Genomic DNA, 19,217 nt, shown 5'->3' with positions numbered 1-19,217 from the left:
GGCGGTGTGAGCGATTCGATGGCCGGTCAGCCCTCGTAGCGACCGTCCCGCGCGAAGTCCCCGTCCAGCTCGTCCCGGGGCTCGTCCAGCCGCTCGGCGCCGGCCGTCCGGCGGGCCTCCCGCTCCTGCTGCCGCCGCTCCAGCTTGCGCCGCCGCTCGGCCGCCTCGTCCAGTTCCTCACCCAGCCGGGTCAGCTCCGAGCGGAGAAAGTCCCGGGTCGCCACGTCACCCATCGCGATCCGCAGCGCGGCGATCTCCCGCGCCAGGTACTCCGTGTCCGCCTTCTGCAGCGTGGCCCGCCGCCGGTCCTCGTCCAGCGCGATCCGGTCCCGGTCCGCCTGCCGGTTCTGCGCGAGCAGGATCAACGGCGCCGCGTAGGACGCCTGCAGGGACAGGACCAAGGTCAAGAACGTGAAGGTGTACGGGTCGAAGCGCAGGTTCGCCGGGGCCAGCGTGTTCCACAGGAACCAGGCCACCAGGATCAGCGTCATGTAGACGAGGAAGTTCGCCGTGCCCATACCCCGGGCGATGCCCTCGGCCCAGCGGCCGAACGTCTCCGCGTCGACTCGGCGCAGGCGCAGGTTCCGTGGGGTGCGCGGCTGGTCCAGCCGGTCGCCCCGTCGCTGATCACTCATCGTCGCCGTCCAGGGGGCCGTCGTCGGTGGCGGACGAGGGGGATACCGCGTCCCGGTCCCGCCAGTCCCGCGGCAGGGAGTGGTCGAGCACGTCGTCCACTGTCACCGCGCCGACCAGGCGGTTGTTCCGGTCCACCACCGGCATGCTCACCATGTCGTACGTCGCCATCCGGCGGGTGATCTCGGGCAGCGGGGTCGACGTCCGCAGCGGGTCGATGTCGTTGACCACGATGCCGCCGAGCAGATCGGCCGGAGGTTCCCGGAGCAACCGCTGGAAGTGCACCATACCCAGGTAGCGGCCGGTGGGCGTGGTCAGTGGGGCGCGGGTCACGAAGACCTGGGCGGCCACCGCGGGCGAGAGCTGCGGCTCCCGGATCCGGGCCAGCGCCTCGGCCACCGTGGCGTCCGGCGGCAGGATCACCGGTTCCGAGGTCATCACGCTGCCGGCGGTGCCGGAGGCGTAGCGCAGCAACTGGCGTACCGGGTCGGCCTCGTCCGGCTCCATCAGGTCGAGCAGCACGTCCTGCTCCGGCGGGGGCAGCTCGTTGAGCAGGTCGGCGGCGTCGTCCGGCTCCATCTCCTCCAGCACGTCGGCGGCGCGCTGGCGGTCCAGCGCGGCCAGGATCTCCACCTGGTCGTGCTCGGGCAGCTCGCTGAGCACATCGGCCAGGCGCTCGTCGTCGAGCGCTGCGGCCACCTCGTTGCGCCGGGCATCGGGCAGGTCCTGGAGGGCGTTGGCGAGGTCGGCGGGGCGCATGTCCTCCAGGACGGCGAGCAGGTTCGCCGTACCCCGGTTGTCGCCGACCGCGCCCAGGCCGTGCACCCGGTCCCACTCGACCTGGTGGAGGTGGCCGCGCCGGGTGAGCCGGCCGGTGTGCTCGCGCACGGCGACCCGGCTCAGCGTCCACTCGCCGCCGCGGCTGCACTCCATGGCCACGTCCACCACGGAGCCGGCCCGGCCGCCCTCGACCTGGACCCGGCGGTCGAGCAGTTCCTGGAGCACCAGCAGCTCGTTCGGGCGCTTCTCGAACCGGCGCAGGTTGAGCGTGCCGCTGCCGAGCACCACCCCGTCGGGATCGATGGAGGTGATCCGGTTGATGGACAGGAAGATGCGTCGTCGCATCGGCATCTCCGCGACCAGGCCGACCACCTCCGGCGGTCGCTGGGTCGCGCGCATCCGCGCCACCGCGTCCCGGACGCGGCCGACCTGATCGCCGTTCGGGTCGAAAACGGCGACTCCGGCGAGTCGAGCGAGGTAGACCCGGTTCGGCGTGCTCACGGGCACCAGCCTAAGGGCCTACTCTCTAACAGCATGTCGACCTTGGGCTACGAGATCGTGGACGTCTTCACCGACCGCCCCTTCGCCGGCAACCCGCTGGCCGTGGTGTTCGGCGCGGAAGGGCTGGCCACCGAGCAGATGCAGGCGCTCGCGCTGGAGTTCAACCTGTCCGAGACGGTCTTCGTGCTCCCGCCGACACAGGTCGGCGCCACCTACCGGGCGCGGATCTTCACCCCCGCCGACGAACTGCCCTTCGCCGGGCACCCGAGCGTCGGCGCCGCGGTGACCGCGAGCCGGCGTGGCGTCTTCGGCGCGGGCCGGGTCACCCAGGAGTGCGGCGCCGGCGTCTTGCCGATCGAGGTGACTGCCACCGGCGCGACGCTCACCGGCGGCACGCCCACGCTCGGCCCGGAACTCGACCCGGAACCGCTGCTGGAGATGGTCGGCCTCACCGGCCCCGACCACGTCGGCCCGCCGCCGCGCGTCGCCGGGTGCGGCCTGGAGTTCCCCTACCTTCCGGTACGCCCGGACGCGGTGGCCCGGGCACGGTTGAACACGGCGGCGGCGGAGCGGTACGGCGTTGAGCACGTCAGCCTCTTCTCCTGGGACGCCGATTCGCAAACCGCGCACGCCCGGGTCTTCGTGCCGGGGCTCGGCGTGCCCGAGGACCCGGCGACCGGCTCGGCCGCTCTCGGGCTGGGCGTGTGGCTGGTCGCGAGCGGGCTGCTGCCCGGCGAGGGGCGCGCGGAGTACACCGTCCGGCAGGGCATCGAGATCCACCGCCCCTCCACGCTGACCTGCACGGTGACCGCCTCCGGCGGGCTGGCGCTGGGCGCGACCGTCTCCGGCCAGGTGATGCCGGTGGCCCGAGGCGAGATCACCGTCCCCCCGTTCATCGGCTGACCCCACCCCACCCCACCCCCATCCCACCTTGTTGATCAAGGAGTTTGTGTCGGCGAACGGGCCTCTGGAGGACACGAACTCCTTGGTCAACCGGCCGGGGCGGGAGGGACGGGCCGGGATGGGGGAGGATGGCGGGGTGAGTGACGAGGTGGACGAGCGGGTGACTCCTCCGCTGGTGGACGAGGCGGTGAAGAAGGCCGCTGTCTGCTGGGTGAGCAGTGGCGGCGGCCCGGCGTACGCGCTGTGGTGCCTCCCGCTGGACGGCACGCTGCTGGTGGTCACCGGCCCGGGTGAGCAGGCCGCCCCCGGGCTGGCCGACAGCGAGACCGCCGAGGTCACGTTGCGCGGCGACCACGGCGGACGGATCGTCACCTGGTCGGCGCGGGTGACCCGGCTGCGACCCGGCACCGAGGAGTGGGACACCGCCGCGCCGTTGGTCGCGGCGAAGCGGCTCAACGCCTCAGGGGCTGCCGCCGAGCTGGTGGAGCGATGGGTGGCGCAGGGATGCGCGCTCAACCGGCTCGCGCCCGTCGGCGCCGTCGTGACCGGCGCCGACCTGCCGGACAGCTCGCTGAGTGAGCAGCCCCGGCCGGCCCCCGTGGTGCGGGCCGTCCGCAAGCCGTTCCGCCTGCACCGCGTCCGCCGCCGCTGACCGCGAACCGCCGGGGCGTCAGGCGGCCGCCCGATCCGACCCGGCCGCGTCCGACGGGCCCGGTCAGGCGACGGGGACCGGGTCGAGCAGGTCGAGCACGTCCGTCAGCGAGGTCAGCGACGGCCCGTCGAAGCCGTGGTCGGCGTTGAGGACCACGTGGCCGGCCAGATCCGGCGCGGCCAGCCGGACCGCGCTCAGCCCGGCCCGTTCCGCGCCGGTCAGTTCCTGGCTGTCGCCGTCGCCGACGTAGAGGCAGTCGGCCGGCGCCTGGCCGAGCCGGTAACACGCGGCGAGGTAGAGCTCCGGGTCCGGTTTGCAGCGCCCGAGGCGTACCGAGAAGATCTGGGCGTCGAGCAGCGGCGCGACCGGGAGCTGCGGCAGGAACGCCGGCAGCTCGTGCGTGCAGTCGCTGACCAGCCCGGTGCCGACGCCCCGGCGACGCAGCGCGGCCAGGACCGGGACCGCCTCGGCGCGCAGCCGGGTGTCGGCGCGTACGGCAAGGTGCCGGGAGGCGACGGCGGCGCGTACCGCCGCGTCGGACGGGTGGACGCCGAGCCGGGCGCACACCCGGCGCATGGTGGACTCGGCGTTACCGAAGGAGCCGCTGGCCCGTTCGTAGAAGCTGCTGTCCAGCACCTCCATCAGGGCCTCGGGGGAGCAGCCGAGCAGTTCGGCGGTGGCGATGTGGGCGGCTCCACGCCGCGCGCCGTGGGTCAGGGTGCCGAAGAAATCGAACAGCACGGCCTGGAATCTGGGCATGAGGGAACGCCTCCGGACGTCGAGGGGGGGAGATCGCCGGGACGCATGATCGTAACGGAGTGCTGACTTTCCGTGTCGGTCGGGTGTTCGTGTGAGGATTACCGCTCGTGCCGACCGTTCCGCATCGCCCGCCGCTCGACGTGTTGACGGTGGGCGCGCTCGCCCTGGCTGTCGCCTCGGTGTCGTCCTCGGCGCCGCTCGTGGCGTTCGCCGCCGCCTCGGCGCTCGCTGTCGCGTTCTGGCGTACCGCGTTGTCGGCTGCGGTCCTCGGGCCGGTGGCGCTGACCCGTCGACGGGCCGAGCTGCGCGCCCTGACGGTCGGGCCGGGCCGGCGTGAGGGCCTCTACTGCGTACTCGCCGGGGTTGCGCTGGCTGCCCACTTCGCCACCTGGATGCCGAGCGCGCAGCTCACCTCGGTCGCGGCCGCTACCGCGCTCGGCGCGACGCAGCCGGTCTGGCAGGGCCTGATCGCCCGCTGGCAGGGGCGGCGGCTGCCGGCGGCGGTGTGGGCCGGCATCGCGGTGGCCGTGCTCGGCGCGGCGCTCGCCACCGGCGCGGACTTCGGCGTCTCGGGCCGGGCGTTCGCCGGTGACCTGCTCGCGGTGGTCGGCGGCCTGTTCGCGGCCGTCTACACCGCCTTCGGTGAGCGGGCCCGGGCCAGCATCAGCACCACCACCTACACCACCGTCTGCTACGGCGTGTGCGCGCTGGTCCTGCTGGTGGTGTGCCTGGTCGGAGGGGTACGCCTGCACGGCTTCGAGGGCACGACCTGGCTGGCGATCCTCGGACTGGTGGCCGGCGCCCAACTGCTCGGCCACTCGATGTTCAACTACGCCCTGCACCGGGTCTCCGCGACCACTGTGAGCGTGCTGATCCTGCTGGAGGCGCCCGGCGCGGCAGTGATCGGCTGGGTGTGGCTGGGCCAGCTGCCCCGGCCGCTGGCCCTGCCCGGCCTGGCGTTGCTGCTGGCCGGCGTGGCGGTGGTGGTGCTCGGCGGGGCGCGGGCCGGTCGCCGTGCCACGCCGGTCGCGGCGCCCGCCGACCCGGACCCGCTGGGCGACGCGGAGCGGGCGCGGCGACCCGGCGACGCGCCCGACTGAGCCGGTCGGGGCGAAGTCGCGCCGTTCCGGCCCCTGGACGGTCCCGTTTGCACGAAAGTGCTCAGGGTGGGGGCGGAGCGGGACGACGCGGCACAGGCGGGCACGGTCGTCACGCCCTCGGCCGAGTTCCCGCCGCTCGGCGACGAGGAACGGGCGGCCCTCGGCCGGATCGGCGAGCGGTGGCGCGGCCCGCGCCGCGCCGACGACCTGCCGGTCGACCCGACGCTGGGCCGGCACGACCACCATCCGGCGCCCACCCGCTTCGGCCGGCTGGCGCCGATCGACATGTTCACCCTGGCGCAGCCGGGGGAACTGGTCGCCACCGGCGCGGCGGACCTGCCCGGCAACCGGGCCGGCCGGTCGGTCGCCCGGGTCCGCCGGACCCTGATCGGTCCGCCGTTGTCCAGCGCGTCGGTGCTCTACGAGCGGATGCGCAAGCTGGTCGCGCTGCCGGTGCTCTCCTCGGATCTGCTCAGCTCCGTCGCGTACGGGCCGGAGGCGATGCTCGCGGTGCTGGTGCTGGCCGGGAGCGCCGCGCTCGGGCTGGCCCTGCCGCTGGCCGCCGTGCTGGTGGTGCTGATGGTCGCGGTCGGCCTGTCCTACCGGCAGACCATCCCGGCCTATCCGCACGGCGCCGGCTCGTACATCGTCGCGGGGGACAACCTCGGGCGTACGCCGGGACTCGCCGCCGCGGCCGGGCTGATGCTCGACTACGTGCTGACCGTGTCGGTGTCGATCGCGGCCGGGGTGCACGCGGTCACCTCGGCGCTGCCCGGCCTCGGCCGGTGGACCGTGCCGCTCGGGGTGCTGGTGATCGCCGTGCTGCTCGCCGGCAACCTGCGTGGCGTACGCACCGCCGGGAACATCTTCGTGCTGCCCACGTACGCGTTCGTGGTGGTGCTGCTCGTGGTGCTGGCGGTCGGGTACGCGAAGGCCGCCTCGCGGGGTTTCGCGCCGCTGCCGCCGCCCTCGGCGCCCGCGGCCGAGGGGCTGGGCCTGCTGCTGGTGCTGCGGGCGTTCTCCTCCGGGGCGGTGTCGATGACCGGCATCGAGGCGGTCTCGAACGCGGTGCCCGCGTTCCGCCCGACGGAGTGGCGCAATGCCCGCACCACGCTGGGCTGGATGGTCGCCATGCTGGTGACGCTGTTCGCCGGCCTGATCGGGCTGATCCACCTCGACGGTCTGGCGCCCCGCGCGGACGAGACGCTGCTGTCCCAGCTCGGCCGGGTCACGTTCCCCAGCGGTCCCGGGTACGCGATCCTGCAGGCCACCACCGCGCTGATCCTGCTGCTCGCGGCGAACACGGCGTTCAACGACTTTCCCCGGCTGCTGTTCTTCATGGCCCGGGACGGGCACGCGCCGCGCCGGTTCCTGCACATGGGCGACCGGCTGGCGTTCAGCAACGGGCTGGTGGCGCTGGCGCTGACCGCGGCGGTGGTGTTCGTCGCGTTCGGCGGGCACACCGAGCGGCTGATCCCGCTCTACGCGGTGGGCGTCTTCCTCGCCTTCACGCTGTCCCAGACCGGCATGGTGGTGCACTGGCGGCGCCGTCGGGGGCCGGGCTGGCGTCGCCGGCTAGCGGTCAACGCGGTCGGCGCGACGCTGTCCGGCCTGGTGCTGCTGACCGCGGCGGTAGCCAAGTTCGCCGAGGGCGCCTGGGTGGTGGTGCTCGCGGTGCCGCTGCTGGTGTTGCTGTTCCGCCGGATCCACGGGCACTACGACCGGCTGCACCGCGCGCTGGCGCTGCACTCGCCGCCGTCCGCGCCGCCCGCCGAGTGCGACGAGCTGCCCCAGCAGGTACGCCACCTGGTGGTGGTGCCGGTGGCCCGGCTGAACCGGGCGTCGCTGCGCGCGCTGGCGTACGCGACCTCGCTCGGGCGGCCGACGCTCGCCGTGCACCTCGCTCCGGCGCAGGACGAGGCGGACCGGTTCCGGGACCAGTGGCGGGCCTGGGGCGACCACCTGAAGCTGGAGACGATCGTGTCGCCGTACCGGTCGGTGATCGGCCCGCTGGCGCACTACCTGGAGGCGCTGCACGCCGCGAGCCCGGACCTGACGCTCACCGTGATCGTGCCGGAGGTGGTGCTGCGCCGACGTCGGTACCGGCTGCTGCACAGCCGCGCCGAGCAGCGGCTGCGGACCGCGTTGCGGGCGCTGCCCGGCGTGGTGGTGACGAGCGTCCCGGTGCACGTGTCGCGGTGACGCTCAGAGGTATCCGGCGAAGTGGTCGGCGACCAGCGCTGCGACCGCCTCGGCGTCCCGGTCGAGGTCCACCTCGATCACGCGTACCCCGAGCGCCCGGGCGGCGGCGACCGCGTCGGCGGCGACCAGCTCGTCGCGCGCGATCCGATGACGCCACGCCCGCTCCGGGTCGCTCACGCCGGGATGCCGGGCCATCGCCCGCGGCAGCCGTTCCACCTGGTACGCGCGGAACTCCGGCGTCGGCACCAGCACCACCATCTGCCCTGTCGACTCGACGATCGGGGCAACCAGTTCGGGCCGCAGCCCCCAGCCCTCGGCGACCACCCGGCGGCCGCTCACCAGCGCGCTCAGGTCGTCGAGCACCCACTCGAAGCGGCGCGGAAATCCGGCGAGGGTCTCGGCTGCCATCCGCTCCGGGTTCGTCGTCACCCAGGTCGCCTCCGCGTCCGGGCCGTCCGGCGGCTCATCCCGTCGGATCCGGTCGGCGATCCGCCGGTCGTCGTGCCCTCGCGCGTCGTGGCGGTCGTAGAGGTACGCGGTCAGCCCGTACCGCAGTGCCAACGTGACCGCGAGTGTCGTCTTGCCGGCCCACTGCGCGCCGCCGATCCAGAGTGCGCGGCGGGCGGTGGCCAGAGGATCGAAGTCCATGCCCCGACACTGCGCCTCGCCAGCCCCAAGATCAAGTCTTGTTCTCGGCGTCCCCGCGTGATGAAGTGAGGGAGAAGGCGCAGCTCAGACGTCGCGTACCTCAAGCACGCGGGTGGCGGGCGCGGCATCGCCCAGCTCGGCGCGCAGCGCGACGCGGTCCGGGTCGACCAGGAACGCGTCCAGCCCGGCGCGGGCGGCGAACCGGATCACGTGCACCTCGGTCTCCCCGTCGCCGGTACGCAGCCGCCGTTGCAACTCGCCGCCGTGCCGGCCGAGCAGCGCCAGCACCGCGTCCTCGTACCGCCGCCCGGCGTCCGCGTCGGCGCTCAGGTCGACCAGCGCGACCAGCAGGACCTCGTTTCCCGTCGTCATGGCGTCGAGTGTCCCAGCGGACCGGCGGTCGTGGTGACCCGCTCAGGCGTCGACGCCGACGGCCTTCGCGCTGGCCGTCCAGAGCCGCGCGGCCAGCGCCGGGTCGGCCGCCTTGGGCCGGGGCCGATGCGGCTTGCGGTCGGCGTAGTAGCCGCCGTTCATCAGCCGGGACGGGTCCTGGCAGGCGAGCCAGACCAGCGTCTCGGCACCCTTCTCCGGGCTGCGGAACGGCAGCAGCCGCATGCCGAGCGCCACGATCCGGCTCTCGTTGCCGAAGCGGGTCCGCACCACGCCCGGGTGGAACACGTGCGCGGGCACCTCCGGCCAGCGCCGGGCCGCCTCGGAGGTGAACAGGATGTTCGCCTGCTTGCTGGTGCCGTACGCGCGGAACGGCCGGTACGAGCGCAGCGCGGAGTTGAGGTCGTCGGGATCGAGCACGCCGCTGCGGTGCGCGTCCGAGCCGGTGACCACCATCCGCCCGATCCGGTCTCGCAGCAGGTTGCTGAGCAGGAACGGGGCGAGGTGGTTGGCCTGCATGCTCAGCTCGAAACCGTCGACCGTGGTGATCGGCTCCAGCACGATCGCGCCGGCGTTGTTGGCGAGCACGTCGATCCGGTCGTAGCGCTCGCGCAGGCGTTCGGCGAGCCCGCGTACGTCGTCGAGCACCGCGAAGTCGGCGCGGAACAGCTCCGGCTGCTCGCCGCAGCACTCGCGGACCCGCTCGCCCGCGGCGCGCAGCCGGGCCGGGTCCCGGCCGACCAGCACCACCTGGTCACCGCGGCGCGCCAGCTCCTCCGCGGCGGCCAGGCCGATGCCGGAGCTCGCCCCGGTCAGCACCACGATCCGACGCTCAGTGAGATCTTCCACAGGTCCATTCACCCCGGTCACGGCACGAGGTTACCGTGGCGTCACCACGCCCTTTGGGATCGTTAAGTTCTCGAAATCCACCGCTGCGCCGGCGCCTGCGCCGGACGCTGGAAGGAGCGCACCCATGACCGCTGTCGGTCGTCCCCGCCGATCCTGCCTGGCGGTGCCCGGCTCCAGCGTCAAGATGCTCGGCAAGGCCCAGGGCCTTCCCGCCGACCAGGTCTTCCTGGACCTGGAGGACGCGGTCGCCCCGCTGGCCAAGCCGGACGCGCGCAAGAACATCGTGGCGACGCTGAACGAGGGCGACTGGGCGGGCAAGACCCGCGTGGTCCGGGTGAACGACCTGACCACGCCGTGGACCTACCGGGACGTCATCGAGGTGGTCGAGGGCGCCGGGGCGAACCTGGACTGCATCATGCTGCCGAAGGTGCAGAACGCCGAGCAGGTGCACTGGCTGGACCTGCTGCTCACCCAGATCGAGAAGACGCTCGGCCTGGAGGTGGGCCGGATCGGCATCGAGGCGCAGATCGAGAACGCGGCCGGGCTGGTTAACGTGGACGCCATCGCGGGCGCCTCGCCCCGGGTCGAGACGATCATCTTCGGCCCGGCCGACTTCATGGCCTCGATCAACATGAAGTCCCTGGTGGTCGGCGCGCTGATCCCGGACTACCCGGGCGACCCGTACCACTACATCCTGATGCGCATCCTGATGGCCGCGCGGATGCACGACAAGCAGGCCATCGACGGCCCGTTCCTGCAGATCCGCGACGTGGACGCGTTCCGCGAGGTGGCGAAGCGCTCGGCGGCGCTGGGCTTCGACGGCAAGTGGGTGCTGCACCCCGGCCAGATCGACGCGGCGAACGAGGTCTACTCGCCGGCGCAGGCCGACTACGACCACGCCGAGCTGATCCTCGACGCCTACGACTACTACACCTCGGAGGCGGGCGGGAAGCTCGGCGCGGTGATGCTCGGCGACGAGATGATCGACGAGGCGTCCCGCAAGATGGCCCTGGTGATCGCCGCCAAGGGCCGCGCCGCCGGCATGTCCCGTACGTCCTCGTTCACGCCGCCCTCGGCCTGATCGCGCGTCGGGCCGCCCCCGCGCCCGGGGGCGGCCCGGTGGCGTCAGTAGCTGCTGCTGGCGCTGGACGCGCCGATCGCGATCACGATCATCACGATGTAGAAGATGATGCCGGCGACCAGCAGAGCGGTCAGGATCCAGCCCACGATGATGGCCGCCGTGGCCATGCCCTCGCCCTGCTCACCGGTCTCCCGGATCTGCTTGCGCGCGACGTGGCCCATGATCGCGCCGATCGGCGCGGTGATGCACGAGGCGAATCCGACGAGCGACAGGACCAGCGCCACGATGGCCATCGTGTTGGTGCGGGCCGGCGGCATCGCGTAGCCGGGATAGGCCCCCGGCGGCGGGTAGGTGCCCGGGGGCGGGTAGCCGGGCATCGCGGCGGCGTACGGGTCGCCGCCGGGTGGGGCGTACGGGGACTTCGCGCCCGCGTACGGGTCGGCGACCGGCGCGTAGGGATCGGCGACCGGCGCGTACGGGTCGGCCTGGCCCGGCTGGTTCGGGATCGCGGGCATGATCGGGTCGGCCGGCGGCGCCGAGTGCGGCCCGGCCGCCGAGGGGTCCTGCCAACCACCGGGCGGTGGGGGATAGCTCATCTGATCATCTCCAGGTACGTGGTCGGCTCAGGGTAGCCACCGGCTCGCGACACGGAGCACCCTCTTTCCGGGCGCGCGTTGCCCGGCGGGTCGGTACCGGGCAGGATCCTCGGCATGGCACTTGACGCGCGTGGGGGTCGGTCGCGACGGGACATGAGCCGGCCGGGGTCGGTGCGGCGCCCGCGTGGCGGCGAGCCGGTCGGCGCCGCCGACTCCGAACGGCCGGCGCCGCTGCCGGAACCGGCCACCATGCGGCTGGACGGCCGGGTCGCGCTGGTCACCGGCGCGGGCAGCGCCGACGGCATCGGGTACGCGACCGCGCGCCGGCTGTCCGACCTGGGCGCCCGGGTGGCGATCGTCTCCACCACCCGGCGCATCCACGAGCGCGCGGGCGAGCTGGGCGTCACCGGCTTCGTCGCCGACCTCACCGACGAGTCGGAGGTGGGCGCGCTCGCCGACGCGGTGGCCGAGCAGCTCGGCGACGTCGAGGTGCTGGTGAACAACGCGGGCCTGGCCAGCCGGGCCAGCCCGGAGGTGCTGCGGCCGGTGGCCCAGCTGACGTACGACGAGTGGCGCGGCGAGATCGACAGGAACCTGACCACCGCGTTCCTGTGCAGCCGGGCGTTCATCGGTGGCATGGCCGAACGGGGCTGGGGCCGGATCGTCAACCTGGCCGCCACCGCCGGGCCGGTCAACGCGCTGCCCACCGAGGCGGCCTACGCGGCGGCCAAGGCCGGCGTGGTCGGGCTGACCCGGGCGCTGGCGATGGAGATGATCGCCGACGGGGTGACTGTGAACGCGGTGGCGCCGGGCATCATCCACACCGCGGCGTCCACCATGGCCGAGATCAAGCAGGGCCTGGGTACGCCGGTCGGGCGTCCCGGCACGCCGGACGAGGTGGCCGCCGCGATCGCGTTCCTCTGCTCGCCGGCCGCGTCGTACATCACCGGGCAGATGCTCGTGGTCGACGGTGGCAACAGCGTCCGGGAGGCGCAGTTCCGCTGAGCCTCAGTAGGTGCCGTTGTCGGAGTTGGCCCAGATCGCCAGCCCGATCCAGCCGCAGCAGGCCACCAGGCCGATCGCGGTGAAGATGTAGCTGAGGATCAGTCCCCAGGTGGCGAGCTGGTCGCCGTCCTCGCCGGTCTGCCGGATCTGCCGCTTCGCCAGGTGGCCGCAGACGATGCCGGCGGGCGCGAAGACGAACGCGAAGACCAGTGACAGGATGGCGAGCACGTTCGTGCCGCCGGGGCGTGGCCCCGGCCCGGGTGGGCCGTACTGGCCGTAGGGCGGCTGCGGGGCGTACGGGGGCTGCTGGCCCCACTGCGGATGCTGCTGGCCGTACTGCGGCTGCCCGTACGGCTGGCCGTGCGGCGGCGGCTCGTACGGTGAGGGTGGCTGCTCGTCAGTCACGCGCGCCCCTTTTCCCCAGGTGAACGGGCCCTCTCTCTTGCGGACGCTACCCGTAGCGGTGAACCTTTTCACAGCGGTTGTAGGGACTGGTCACCTTGGCTGCGCCGGTCCCGGGGCCGATACTGACCGAGCGTTCAGTTACCCCTGAGTAATGCGCCGACGACCCCGGAGGCTGAGATGGCCCGACTCGCCCAGACGCCCGGACTGACCGACGTGCAGCGGTCGATCCTGGAAACTGTCCGGGAGTTCGCCGACAAAGAGATCATTCCGCACGCGCAGCGGCTGGAGCACGCCGACGAGTACCCGAGCGACATCCTCGACGGCATGCGCGAGATGGGGCTGTTCGGCCTCACCATCGACGAGGAGTACGGCGGGCTGGGCGAGTCCCTGCTGACCTACGCGCTCGTGGTCGAGGAGCTGTCCCGGGGCTGGATGTCGATCTCCGGCATCGTCAACACGCACTTCATCGTGGCGTACCTGATCTCGCAGCACGGCTCCGCCGACCAGAAGGCCCGGCTGCTGCCCCGGATGGCCACCGGCGAGGTGCGCGGCGCGTTCTCGATGTCCGAGCCCGAGTGCGGCTCGGACGTCTCGGCGATCAAATCGAAGGCCGTCCGCGACGGCGACAACTACGTCCTCAACGGCCAGAAGATGTGGCTGACCAACGGCGCGTACTCGTCGGTGGTGGCCACCCTGGTCAAGACCGACACCGGGGCCGACTCGGTCTACGGCAACATGAGCACCTTCCTGCTGGAGAAGGAGCCCGGCTTCGGTGAGACCGCGCCCGGCCTCACCATCCCCGGCAAGATCGACAAGATGGGCTACAAGGGCGTCGAGACCACCGAGATGGTGCTCGACGGCGTCACCGTGCCCGCCTCCGCCGTGCTCGGCGGCGAGGAGAAGGTCGGCCGCGGCTTCTACCAGATGATGGACGGCATCGAGGTCGGCCGGGTCAACGTCGCGGCCCGCGCCTGCGGCATCTCGATCCGGGCGTTCGAGCTGGCCGTCGCGTACGCCCAGCAGCGCCACACCTTCGGCCAGCCGCTCGCCCGGCACCAGGCCGTCGCGTTCAAGCTCGCCGAGATGGGTACGAAGATCGAGGCCGCGCACGCGCTCATGGTCAACGCGGCCCGGCTCAAGGACGCCGGCCAGCGCAACGACGTCGAGGCCGGCATGGCCAAGCTGCTCGCCTCCGAGTACTGCGCCGAGGTGGTCCAGGAGGCGTTCCGGATCCACGGCGGCTACGGCTACTCCAAGGAGTACGAGATCGAGCGCCTGATGCGCGAGGCGCCGTTCCTGCTGATCGGCGAGGGCACCTCGGAGATCCAGAAGACGATCATCTCGCGCGGCCTGCTCAAGCAGTACAAGCAGTAGCGTTCAGCGTTCCGCCACGCCGGGGGCCGGCGCCGGGGGTGTCACCGGCAACCCCACCGCCAGCGCCTCCGGCGTGGTCCGGAACGCCTCGATCGCGGCGATGAGCCGTTCGTCCGGCACGGCCAGGTCGCGTCCGCCGACCACCGTCCGGGGCAGCCGCTCCGGTTCCAGCCGGAGGTGCACACCGCCGGCGCGCTCGCCGGAGCGCCGGACGCCCCGGATCTCCGACCACGGGTACCAGTCCCCGCCGTACCGGAGCCCGCCGCCGGTCAACGCCAGCCGGCCGGTGAACCGCGTCTCCGCGTAGACCACCCAGCCCAGGCCGAGAGCCACCGCGGCCAGCACCGGCGGTCGCCCCGCCTCGACCTGCGGCCAGCGCTCGGTCAGGACCGAGAAACCGCCGAGGGCCACCACGACACCCGCTGTCACGTCCGCGGTCAGCCCCAGCCATCCCGCCGCCGACCGCCGGGCGACCAGCCCCGGTTCGGCGCCGTGCGGCCCGGCCACCCGGGGCCGCCAGATCAGCCGGCCGGTCCGCCGTGGCCGCCAGTACCGCTGCGCCAGGTGCCCCAGCATCACCAGCCACACCACGCCACGAGCCGCGTCGAGGTGCGACGGATCCAGCGCGAGGAGAACCCGGCCGCTCACCGCGGCCACCGCCGTACCGGCCAGGAGCGCGATCAACCGGCGGGACCACAACCCGTCGCGGTCGGGCACCGCCGCAGCCATCGGGCCGGGACCGGACATGCCCGGAAGGGTACGCGCCGCGTGCCGCGCCGTCAGTCGGCCGTCGGGCCGGAGGTACGGGTCAGTCCGGCGGCGGCCCGCTCCACGATGAGGCACCTGTCCTCGACGTAGTCGAGGCCCGCCTCCTCGGCGATCCGGCGCGCCTCGCCCGAGAAGATGCCGAGCTGCAACCACACCGCCGGGGCGCCGATCGCCACCGCCTGCCGGACCACGTCGACGGCGTCCCGCGCCGGGCGGAACACGTCGACCAGGTCGACCGGGTGCGGGATGTCGGCCAGCGTCGGGTACGCCTTCTCGCCGAACAACTCGTCCACAGTCGGGTTGACCGGGATGATCCGCCAGCCGTGCCGCTGCATCTCCAGCGGTACGCGGTGCGCGGCCTTGCCCAAATCGCGGGAGGCGCCCACGACGGCGATCACGGCGGAGTCGGCGAGGATCTGCTGAGCGGAACGCATCCCCCGAGCCTAGCCCCGCCGGCGCGGGTCCTCCCCGCTAGAGGTAATGCTCAGCAGCGTTGTGGGTCTGCACCGGCAGGTGACAGGTGTAGTCACGCGGCCTGACTGGCCGGTGGGTGCATGATGGCCTCGAATTCAACGGGGTCAACCCGGACAGCGACCGCTGGCGTCGGCGGCGGTGATAGGTCCGTTCGATCCAGGTCACGATCGCGATCCGTAGTTGTTGGCGGGTGGCCCATGATCGGCGGTTCAGGACGTTGTTCTACAAGGAGTCCGAAGCCGCCGCGTCGCGCGAGTCGCTACCCTCCCGTTAGGTCAAGAAGCTTTCAGTAGTGACTATAGGAGGTTGTGCTTACGGGCGAAGGCGGGAAACTCAGCTCCCGAGCAGGGCAGACGAGCATCGGTTGCTCTGAGTGCCTCAATGAGGTTCCCCGCAGCCGTAAGGGTTTGTTTGCCGTCCCGGCAGGCCCCCGCGAGAAGCCAGATGGTGCCGTGCACCCGGGCGCCGTGGGCGCGGGCGACCTGCGTCGCGTTCCTGTCGTCCGTGATGGCCACCCCATCCCGCAGTTCGGCGGCAGCGAGGACGGACGCCTCCCCAAGGTCGCGCTCACCCGAGCCGAGCCGCGCGGCCCATTTGGTGAAGCACCGCACCTCATCGAGGGTGTCTAACTGGGCAGTGGTCAGCCAATCCGCCTCGCAAGCGACGGCCAGTTCACGATGATCCGCAGATCCCGCCCGCAACTCCTCCCGAACCACCTGAGTCGTCCAACAATCGGCATCGAGCAGCAGGTCCTGCAAGACGTCCAGCCGGTCAGCGAGAGTGAAGTGGCTGAGAACCATCGTGTCGAGTACAAGGACGGGGTTGGCTTGCGCCGACAGGCTCACGGCGCGATCTCCAGGTCGTCCTCCTGCGGCAGATCCTCGTCGGCGATGTGGCCATGCATCAACTCCAGAGCCCTCGCCCGGGTGATGCGCCTGTTCCGCCACGCGTCCATCACGGCCTGTGCGTAGGCGGGCGGTACCCGCACCGACACAAGGTCGGGCTGCGGCGCCCAGCCCAATGCCTCCATGAACTCCACATGCGTGGGCCGAACCTGGCTCCAGGATCTACGCGTCTCTGCGTCGATGGTCCCTGCCTGCTCAGCCTGCCGCAACGCCAGCAACCAAGAGGTACGGTATCGAGCCGCATAGCTCACGATCTGGTCCCGGCTCACCGTCCCGGGGGCTCCGGCTGCGGCAATCGCTTGCACGGGCAGCAGCAGTTCTGCGGCGAAGGCATCAATCACCGCCTCCCGTTCTGCACGCGAGGCACTCACGCCGAGGTCGGCAGAATACTCATCACCAATGATGAGATGCCCCAACTCGTGTGCAGCGGTAGCCCGACGGCGGCCAGGGTCGCCCGTAGTGCTTACGACAGCAACCGCGATGTCGCCCTCGACGAGCGATGCTCCGTCGCCTGGAAGGTCGGTGACCAGCACCCACTGACCTGCGCGCTCACAGACGTCCATGATGCTGCCGATCGGTGCATCGCCGAGCCCGAACCGCTGTCGCAGCCACCGGGCTGTCTGACGCGCATCATCCTCGGATTCCACTGAGTGCGGGTAGCGAAGCAGCGGACGGGTAAGCAATACGCCAAGATCCAGCAACTGCTGGACGTTGCGCAGCCACTCAACCATGGCGATTTCGAGGCGTTCCGACGATCGTGCTGCCTGAGTGTCCGTTTCCTCGGTCAACGGGGCCGCTCGTCGGGACAACACCGCCGGCGGCGGCTGAATCAAGTACTCCATCGACACTCTTAGTGCCCTGGAAAGCCGAGCCAGCTCCATGCCGTCCAAACGGCGGCTGCCAGCCTCAACCTTGGCCAGCATTGTGCGGTCCAGCCCCACCATCGCCGCGAGATCCTGCTGCGAGATCCCCAGCGACAACCGGGCTCGCCGTACCTGCTCACCGACGAGGGGCCAGACCCAACCATCAGCCATGGTGCGATAATCGCACACTTGGCGCTGGAGTGGGTCAACACACGGAAGTTCAGGGGTCAACCTCAGGGGCATTACCGCTAGAGCAGGGAGAGCTGTTCGGCGGCCGGGGCGGGCGGCGGGGTCTCGGGCAGCCGCCTGTTGTCGCCGGTCTCGCCCCGGTGCAGCCCGTGCCGGCGTGCCGCCATCCGCACCCGCGCGGTCACCTCCCGCTGGTACGCCTGCGGCGCGTACGAGCCGGCCTGGTAGAGCCGCCGGTAGCGGGGCACCAGGTGGGGGAACTCCCGGGCCAGCCAGCGGGCGTACCACTCCCGGGCGCCGGGCCGAAGGTGCAGCGGCAGCGGCGTCACGCTCGCCGCCCCGGAGGCGGCGACGGCCGCGACGGTGGCGTCGATCGACTCCTCGTCGTCGCTGAGGCCCGGCAGGATCGGCGCCATCAGCACACCCACCTCGAAGCCGGCGTCGGCGAGCTGACGGACCGCGTCCAGGCGGCGGCGCGGGCTCGGCGTACCAGGCTCGGCCGCCCGCCAGAGCGCCTCGTCCACGAATCCCACCGAGTACGACACCCCGACCCGGGTCACCTCCGCCGCCTCGCGCAGCAGCGGCAGGTCACGCAGCAGCAGCGTGCCCTTGGTCAGGATCGAGAACGGGTTCGCGAAGTCCCGCAGCGCCTCGATGATCGGCGGCATCAGGCGGTAGCGGCCCTCGGCCCGCTGGTAACAGTCCACGTTGGTGCCCATGGCGACGTGCGCGCCGCGCCAGCGTGGGGCGGCCAGCTCACGGCGTACCAGCTCGCCCGCGTTGACCTTGACGATCACCTTGCGGTCGAAGTCGGCGCCCGCGTCCAGGTCGAGGTAGGTGTGCGTGTTGCGGGCGAAGCAGTTGTGGCTGACCACGCCGTTGGCGATGAAGTCGCCGGTGCCGGTGGTGATGTCCCACAGCGGAAGCTCCAGGCCGAGATCCTCGACGGTGCTCACCTGGAGGTGCGCCGCGCACTTGAGCGCCATGCCCTCGATCGAGCGCCGGGCCGTGACGGCCGGGTCGGTGAGGTGGAAGAAGCGCAGCCGCTCGGGCAGCCCGCCGGTCAGCCGGAGCTGACGCGCCGCGCCCGGCATGCCCGGCACGTCGAGCGCCCACCGGAAGCCGAAACGCTCCAGCGCGCCGGACGTGCGGGCCTGGCTCCCGTCGTCCGCGACGCTGATCCGGAACACGCCCCGGTGGCAGGTGCCGGTGGCGTCGAACATGCCGGCCAGGTAGCCCAGCGACCAGTCGTCTGTCGTCTCGCCCGGCGGGCGCAGCAGGCCGGTGACGACCTCGGCCGGGCCGGACGTGCGTACCACCGTGGTCGTCGGCCGGCGGCCGACCCGGGTGACTGTGGCCCGCTCGACGGTGACCCCCGCGTCGGCCAGGTAGCGTTCGGCCCGCTCCAGCGCCTCCGCCTCGGCGGTGGCCAGCCGGAACCGGGCACCGGCCCGGTCGTCGTCGCGGAGCAGGGCGTGCAGGTAACCCCGGCGGTAGTCGGCCGAGCGCTTCGGCGCCACCGCGAACCGGCCGGTGCCCAGCAGGCGGTTGCGGGTGGTCAGGTGGGGACGGCGGCCGCCGCCCCGCATGCTCCCGGTGACGTGTTTCCAGCCGCGTTCGGTCAGGAACCGGTGGTCGCCGCTGGCGACGAGCGTGGTGCCGTCGGCCAGGGTGACCCGGTAGGCGCGCTTCACAGTGGACCACTTGTCGAGCACCGTGGTGACGACGTAGTGGCGGTAGGCGCCGCGCCGCCGGGTGCCGTAGATCCGGTCGCCGGGCTCCAGCTCGCTGATCGCCCTGGTGCGCCCGTCGGCCATCAGGATCGGCGTGTCCCCGCCCAGGCAGTAGACGCAGGCGTGTGAGCAGCCCCGGTAGGGGTTGATCGTCCACTCGAACGGCACACGCGACTGGCCGGGCACCCGGTTGATGATCGACTTGGCGCGGACCTCGTAGAACGTCATGCCGGCGAAGCCCGGGGTGTCGAAGGTGCGGGCGACGGCGCCGGGCAGCGCCAGCGGCAGGGGTGGAGCCGCCGGCGCCGCCCGATCGGGAGTCCCCTCGTCCGGGGGAGCGGAGAGGTTGTCCCAGCGCATGGAGCTCATTCGAACATGTGTACGAACAAAGCGCAAGTGACGCTGCG

20 protein-coding genes and 1 pseudogene are annotated in these 19,217 nt (G+C 72.3%); 7 read left to right on the top strand and 14 right to left on the bottom strand.

Features of this window, described 5'->3' with window-relative positions:
- Nucleotides 1-26: 26 nt before the first annotated feature.
- Together O7542_RS22675 and O7542_RS22670 are read right to left on the bottom strand one after the other, a co-directional pair.
- Nucleotides 27-635, bottom strand: a complete 609-nt coding sequence (locus O7542_RS22675; protein ID WP_281605177.1) for a DUF1003 domain-containing protein — start codon at nucleotides 633-635, stop codon at nucleotides 27-29.
- Nucleotides 628-1,914, bottom strand: a complete 1,287-nt coding sequence (locus tag O7542_RS22670) for a CBS domain-containing protein (protein WP_043330671.1) — start codon at nucleotides 1,912-1,914, stop codon at nucleotides 628-630. Before O7542_RS22670 ends, O7542_RS22675 begins: the two co-directional genes overlap by 8 nt.
- 33 nt (nucleotides 1,915-1,947) lie before the next feature.
- Between O7542_RS22670 and O7542_RS22665 the strand changes: the two genes are divergently transcribed.
- Complete coding sequence (locus O7542_RS22665) at nucleotides 1,948-2,817, top strand: PhzF family phenazine biosynthesis protein (RefSeq protein WP_064447573.1); 870 nt, start codon at nucleotides 1,948-1,950, stop codon at nucleotides 2,815-2,817.
- 118 nt (nucleotides 2,818-2,935) lie between these two features.
- Nucleotides 2,936-3,469, top strand: coding sequence for a hypothetical protein (locus tag O7542_RS22660; RefSeq protein ID WP_210872297.1), 534 nt, complete (start codon nucleotides 2,936-2,938; stop codon nucleotides 3,467-3,469).
- A gap of 63 nt (nucleotides 3,470-3,532) precedes the next feature.
- Here O7542_RS22660 and O7542_RS22655 read toward each other — a convergent pair whose 3' ends face one another.
- Entirely contained in the window at nucleotides 3,533-4,228 is a 696-nt protein-coding gene (locus O7542_RS22655; protein WP_069087214.1) for an HAD family hydrolase, read from the bottom strand.
- Between the two features lie 107 nt (nucleotides 4,229-4,335).
- On the opposite strand from O7542_RS22655, the gene O7542_RS22650 reads away from it, so the two are divergent.
- Nucleotides 4,336-5,328 carry a DMT family transporter gene (locus tag O7542_RS22650; RefSeq protein ID WP_069087213.1) on the top strand — a complete coding sequence of 331 codons (993 nt, stop codon included), beginning with the start codon at nucleotides 4,336-4,338 and terminating at the stop codon, nucleotides 5,326-5,328.
- Nucleotides 5,329-5,394: 66 nt separating this feature from the next.
- Nucleotides 5,395-7,530: an APC family permease gene (locus tag O7542_RS22645; protein WP_281605176.1), complete on the top strand. Its 2,136-nt coding sequence runs from the start codon at nucleotides 5,395-5,397 to the stop codon at nucleotides 7,528-7,530.
- Nucleotides 7,531-7,533: 3 nt separating this feature from the next.
- On the opposite strand, the gene O7542_RS22640 is transcribed toward O7542_RS22645, so the two are convergent.
- From O7542_RS22640 to O7542_RS22630, 3 genes are all read right to left on the bottom strand, one after another.
- Nucleotides 7,534-8,178 (bottom strand): hypothetical protein, encoded by a 645-nt coding sequence (locus tag O7542_RS22640; RefSeq protein WP_281605175.1) that lies wholly within the window; start codon nucleotides 8,176-8,178, stop codon nucleotides 7,534-7,536.
- 84 nt (nucleotides 8,179-8,262) lie between these two features.
- Nucleotides 8,263-8,550, bottom strand: a complete 288-nt coding sequence (locus O7542_RS22635) for a hypothetical protein (protein WP_043326906.1) — start codon at nucleotides 8,548-8,550, stop codon at nucleotides 8,263-8,265.
- Nucleotides 8,551-8,592: 42 nt separating this feature from the next.
- Nucleotides 8,593-9,417, bottom strand: coding sequence for an SDR family NAD(P)-dependent oxidoreductase (locus O7542_RS22630; protein WP_199495936.1), 825 nt, complete (start codon nucleotides 9,415-9,417; stop codon nucleotides 8,593-8,595).
- A 124-nt stretch (nucleotides 9,418-9,541) separates the two neighbouring features.
- On the opposite strand from O7542_RS22630, the gene O7542_RS22625 reads away from it, so the two are divergent.
- Nucleotides 9,542-10,498: a CoA ester lyase gene (locus O7542_RS22625; RefSeq protein WP_043326903.1), complete on the top strand. Its 957-nt coding sequence runs from the start codon at nucleotides 9,542-9,544 to the stop codon at nucleotides 10,496-10,498.
- Nucleotides 10,499-10,542: 44 nt separating this feature from the next.
- On the opposite strand, the gene O7542_RS22620 is transcribed toward O7542_RS22625, so the two are convergent.
- The gene (locus O7542_RS22620; RefSeq protein WP_030501095.1) at nucleotides 10,543-11,094 is read right to left on the bottom strand and encodes a DUF4190 domain-containing protein; all 552 of its coding nucleotides are present in this window, start codon (nucleotides 11,092-11,094) and stop codon (nucleotides 10,543-10,545) included.
- Nucleotides 11,095-11,247: 153 nt separating this feature from the next.
- Here O7542_RS22620 and O7542_RS22615 point away from each other — a divergent pair, with 153 nt between their 5' ends.
- Nucleotides 11,248-12,099: an SDR family NAD(P)-dependent oxidoreductase gene (locus O7542_RS22615; protein WP_030501096.1), complete on the top strand. Its 852-nt coding sequence runs from the start codon at nucleotides 11,248-11,250 to the stop codon at nucleotides 12,097-12,099.
- Nucleotides 12,100-12,102: 3 nt separating this feature from the next.
- Here the strand turns inward: O7542_RS22615 and O7542_RS22610 are convergent, their stop codons facing one another.
- Complete coding sequence (locus O7542_RS22610; RefSeq protein WP_043326898.1) at nucleotides 12,103-12,504, bottom strand: DUF4190 domain-containing protein; 402 nt, start codon at nucleotides 12,502-12,504, stop codon at nucleotides 12,103-12,105.
- A gap of 177 nt (nucleotides 12,505-12,681) precedes the next feature.
- Here O7542_RS22610 and O7542_RS22605 point away from each other — a divergent pair, with 177 nt between their 5' ends.
- Nucleotides 12,682-13,878, top strand: a complete 1,197-nt coding sequence (locus O7542_RS22605) for an acyl-CoA dehydrogenase family protein (RefSeq protein ID WP_013283885.1) — start codon at nucleotides 12,682-12,684, stop codon at nucleotides 13,876-13,878.
- 3 nt (nucleotides 13,879-13,881) lie between these two features.
- Here the strand turns inward: O7542_RS22605 and O7542_RS22600 are convergent, their stop codons facing one another.
- The 6 genes and pseudogenes from O7542_RS22600 to O7542_RS22575 all read right to left on the bottom strand — a co-directional run bounded on the left by O7542_RS22600 (nucleotide 13,882) and on the right by O7542_RS22575 (nucleotide 19,170).
- Nucleotides 13,882-14,625: a hypothetical protein gene (locus tag O7542_RS22600; protein WP_281605174.1), complete on the bottom strand. Its 744-nt coding sequence runs from the start codon at nucleotides 14,623-14,625 to the stop codon at nucleotides 13,882-13,884.
- A 32-nt stretch (nucleotides 14,626-14,657) separates the two neighbouring features.
- Nucleotides 14,658-15,080, bottom strand: coding sequence for a CoA-binding protein (locus O7542_RS22595; RefSeq protein ID WP_281605173.1), 423 nt, complete (start codon nucleotides 15,078-15,080; stop codon nucleotides 14,658-14,660).
- Between the two features lie 136 nt (nucleotides 15,081-15,216).
- Nucleotides 15,217-15,339, bottom strand: a pseudogene (locus tag O7542_RS22590) (IS3 family transposase); the annotation flags it as partial.
- 77 nt (nucleotides 15,340-15,416) lie between these two features.
- Nucleotides 15,417-15,965, bottom strand: a complete 549-nt coding sequence (locus O7542_RS22585; RefSeq protein WP_064447582.1) for a hypothetical protein — start codon at nucleotides 15,963-15,965, stop codon at nucleotides 15,417-15,419.
- The gene (locus tag O7542_RS22580) at nucleotides 15,962-17,059 is read right to left on the bottom strand and encodes a helix-turn-helix domain-containing protein (protein ID WP_043330670.1); all 1,098 of its coding nucleotides are present in this window, start codon (nucleotides 17,057-17,059) and stop codon (nucleotides 15,962-15,964) included. Before O7542_RS22580 ends, O7542_RS22585 begins: the two co-directional genes overlap by 4 nt.
- A gap of 77 nt (nucleotides 17,060-17,136) precedes the next feature.
- Nucleotides 17,137-19,170, bottom strand: a complete 2,034-nt coding sequence (locus O7542_RS22575) for an intein-containing Rv2578c family radical SAM protein (protein WP_281606496.1) — start codon at nucleotides 19,168-19,170, stop codon at nucleotides 17,137-17,139.
- Nucleotides 19,171-19,217 lie beyond the last annotated feature (47 nt).

The organism is Micromonospora sp. WMMC264 (assembly GCF_027497275.1).
GTDB lineage: Bacteria > Actinomycetota > Actinomycetes > Mycobacteriales > Micromonosporaceae > Micromonospora > Micromonospora chalcea.
This window is presented reverse-complemented; position numbering and strand designations above follow the sequence as displayed.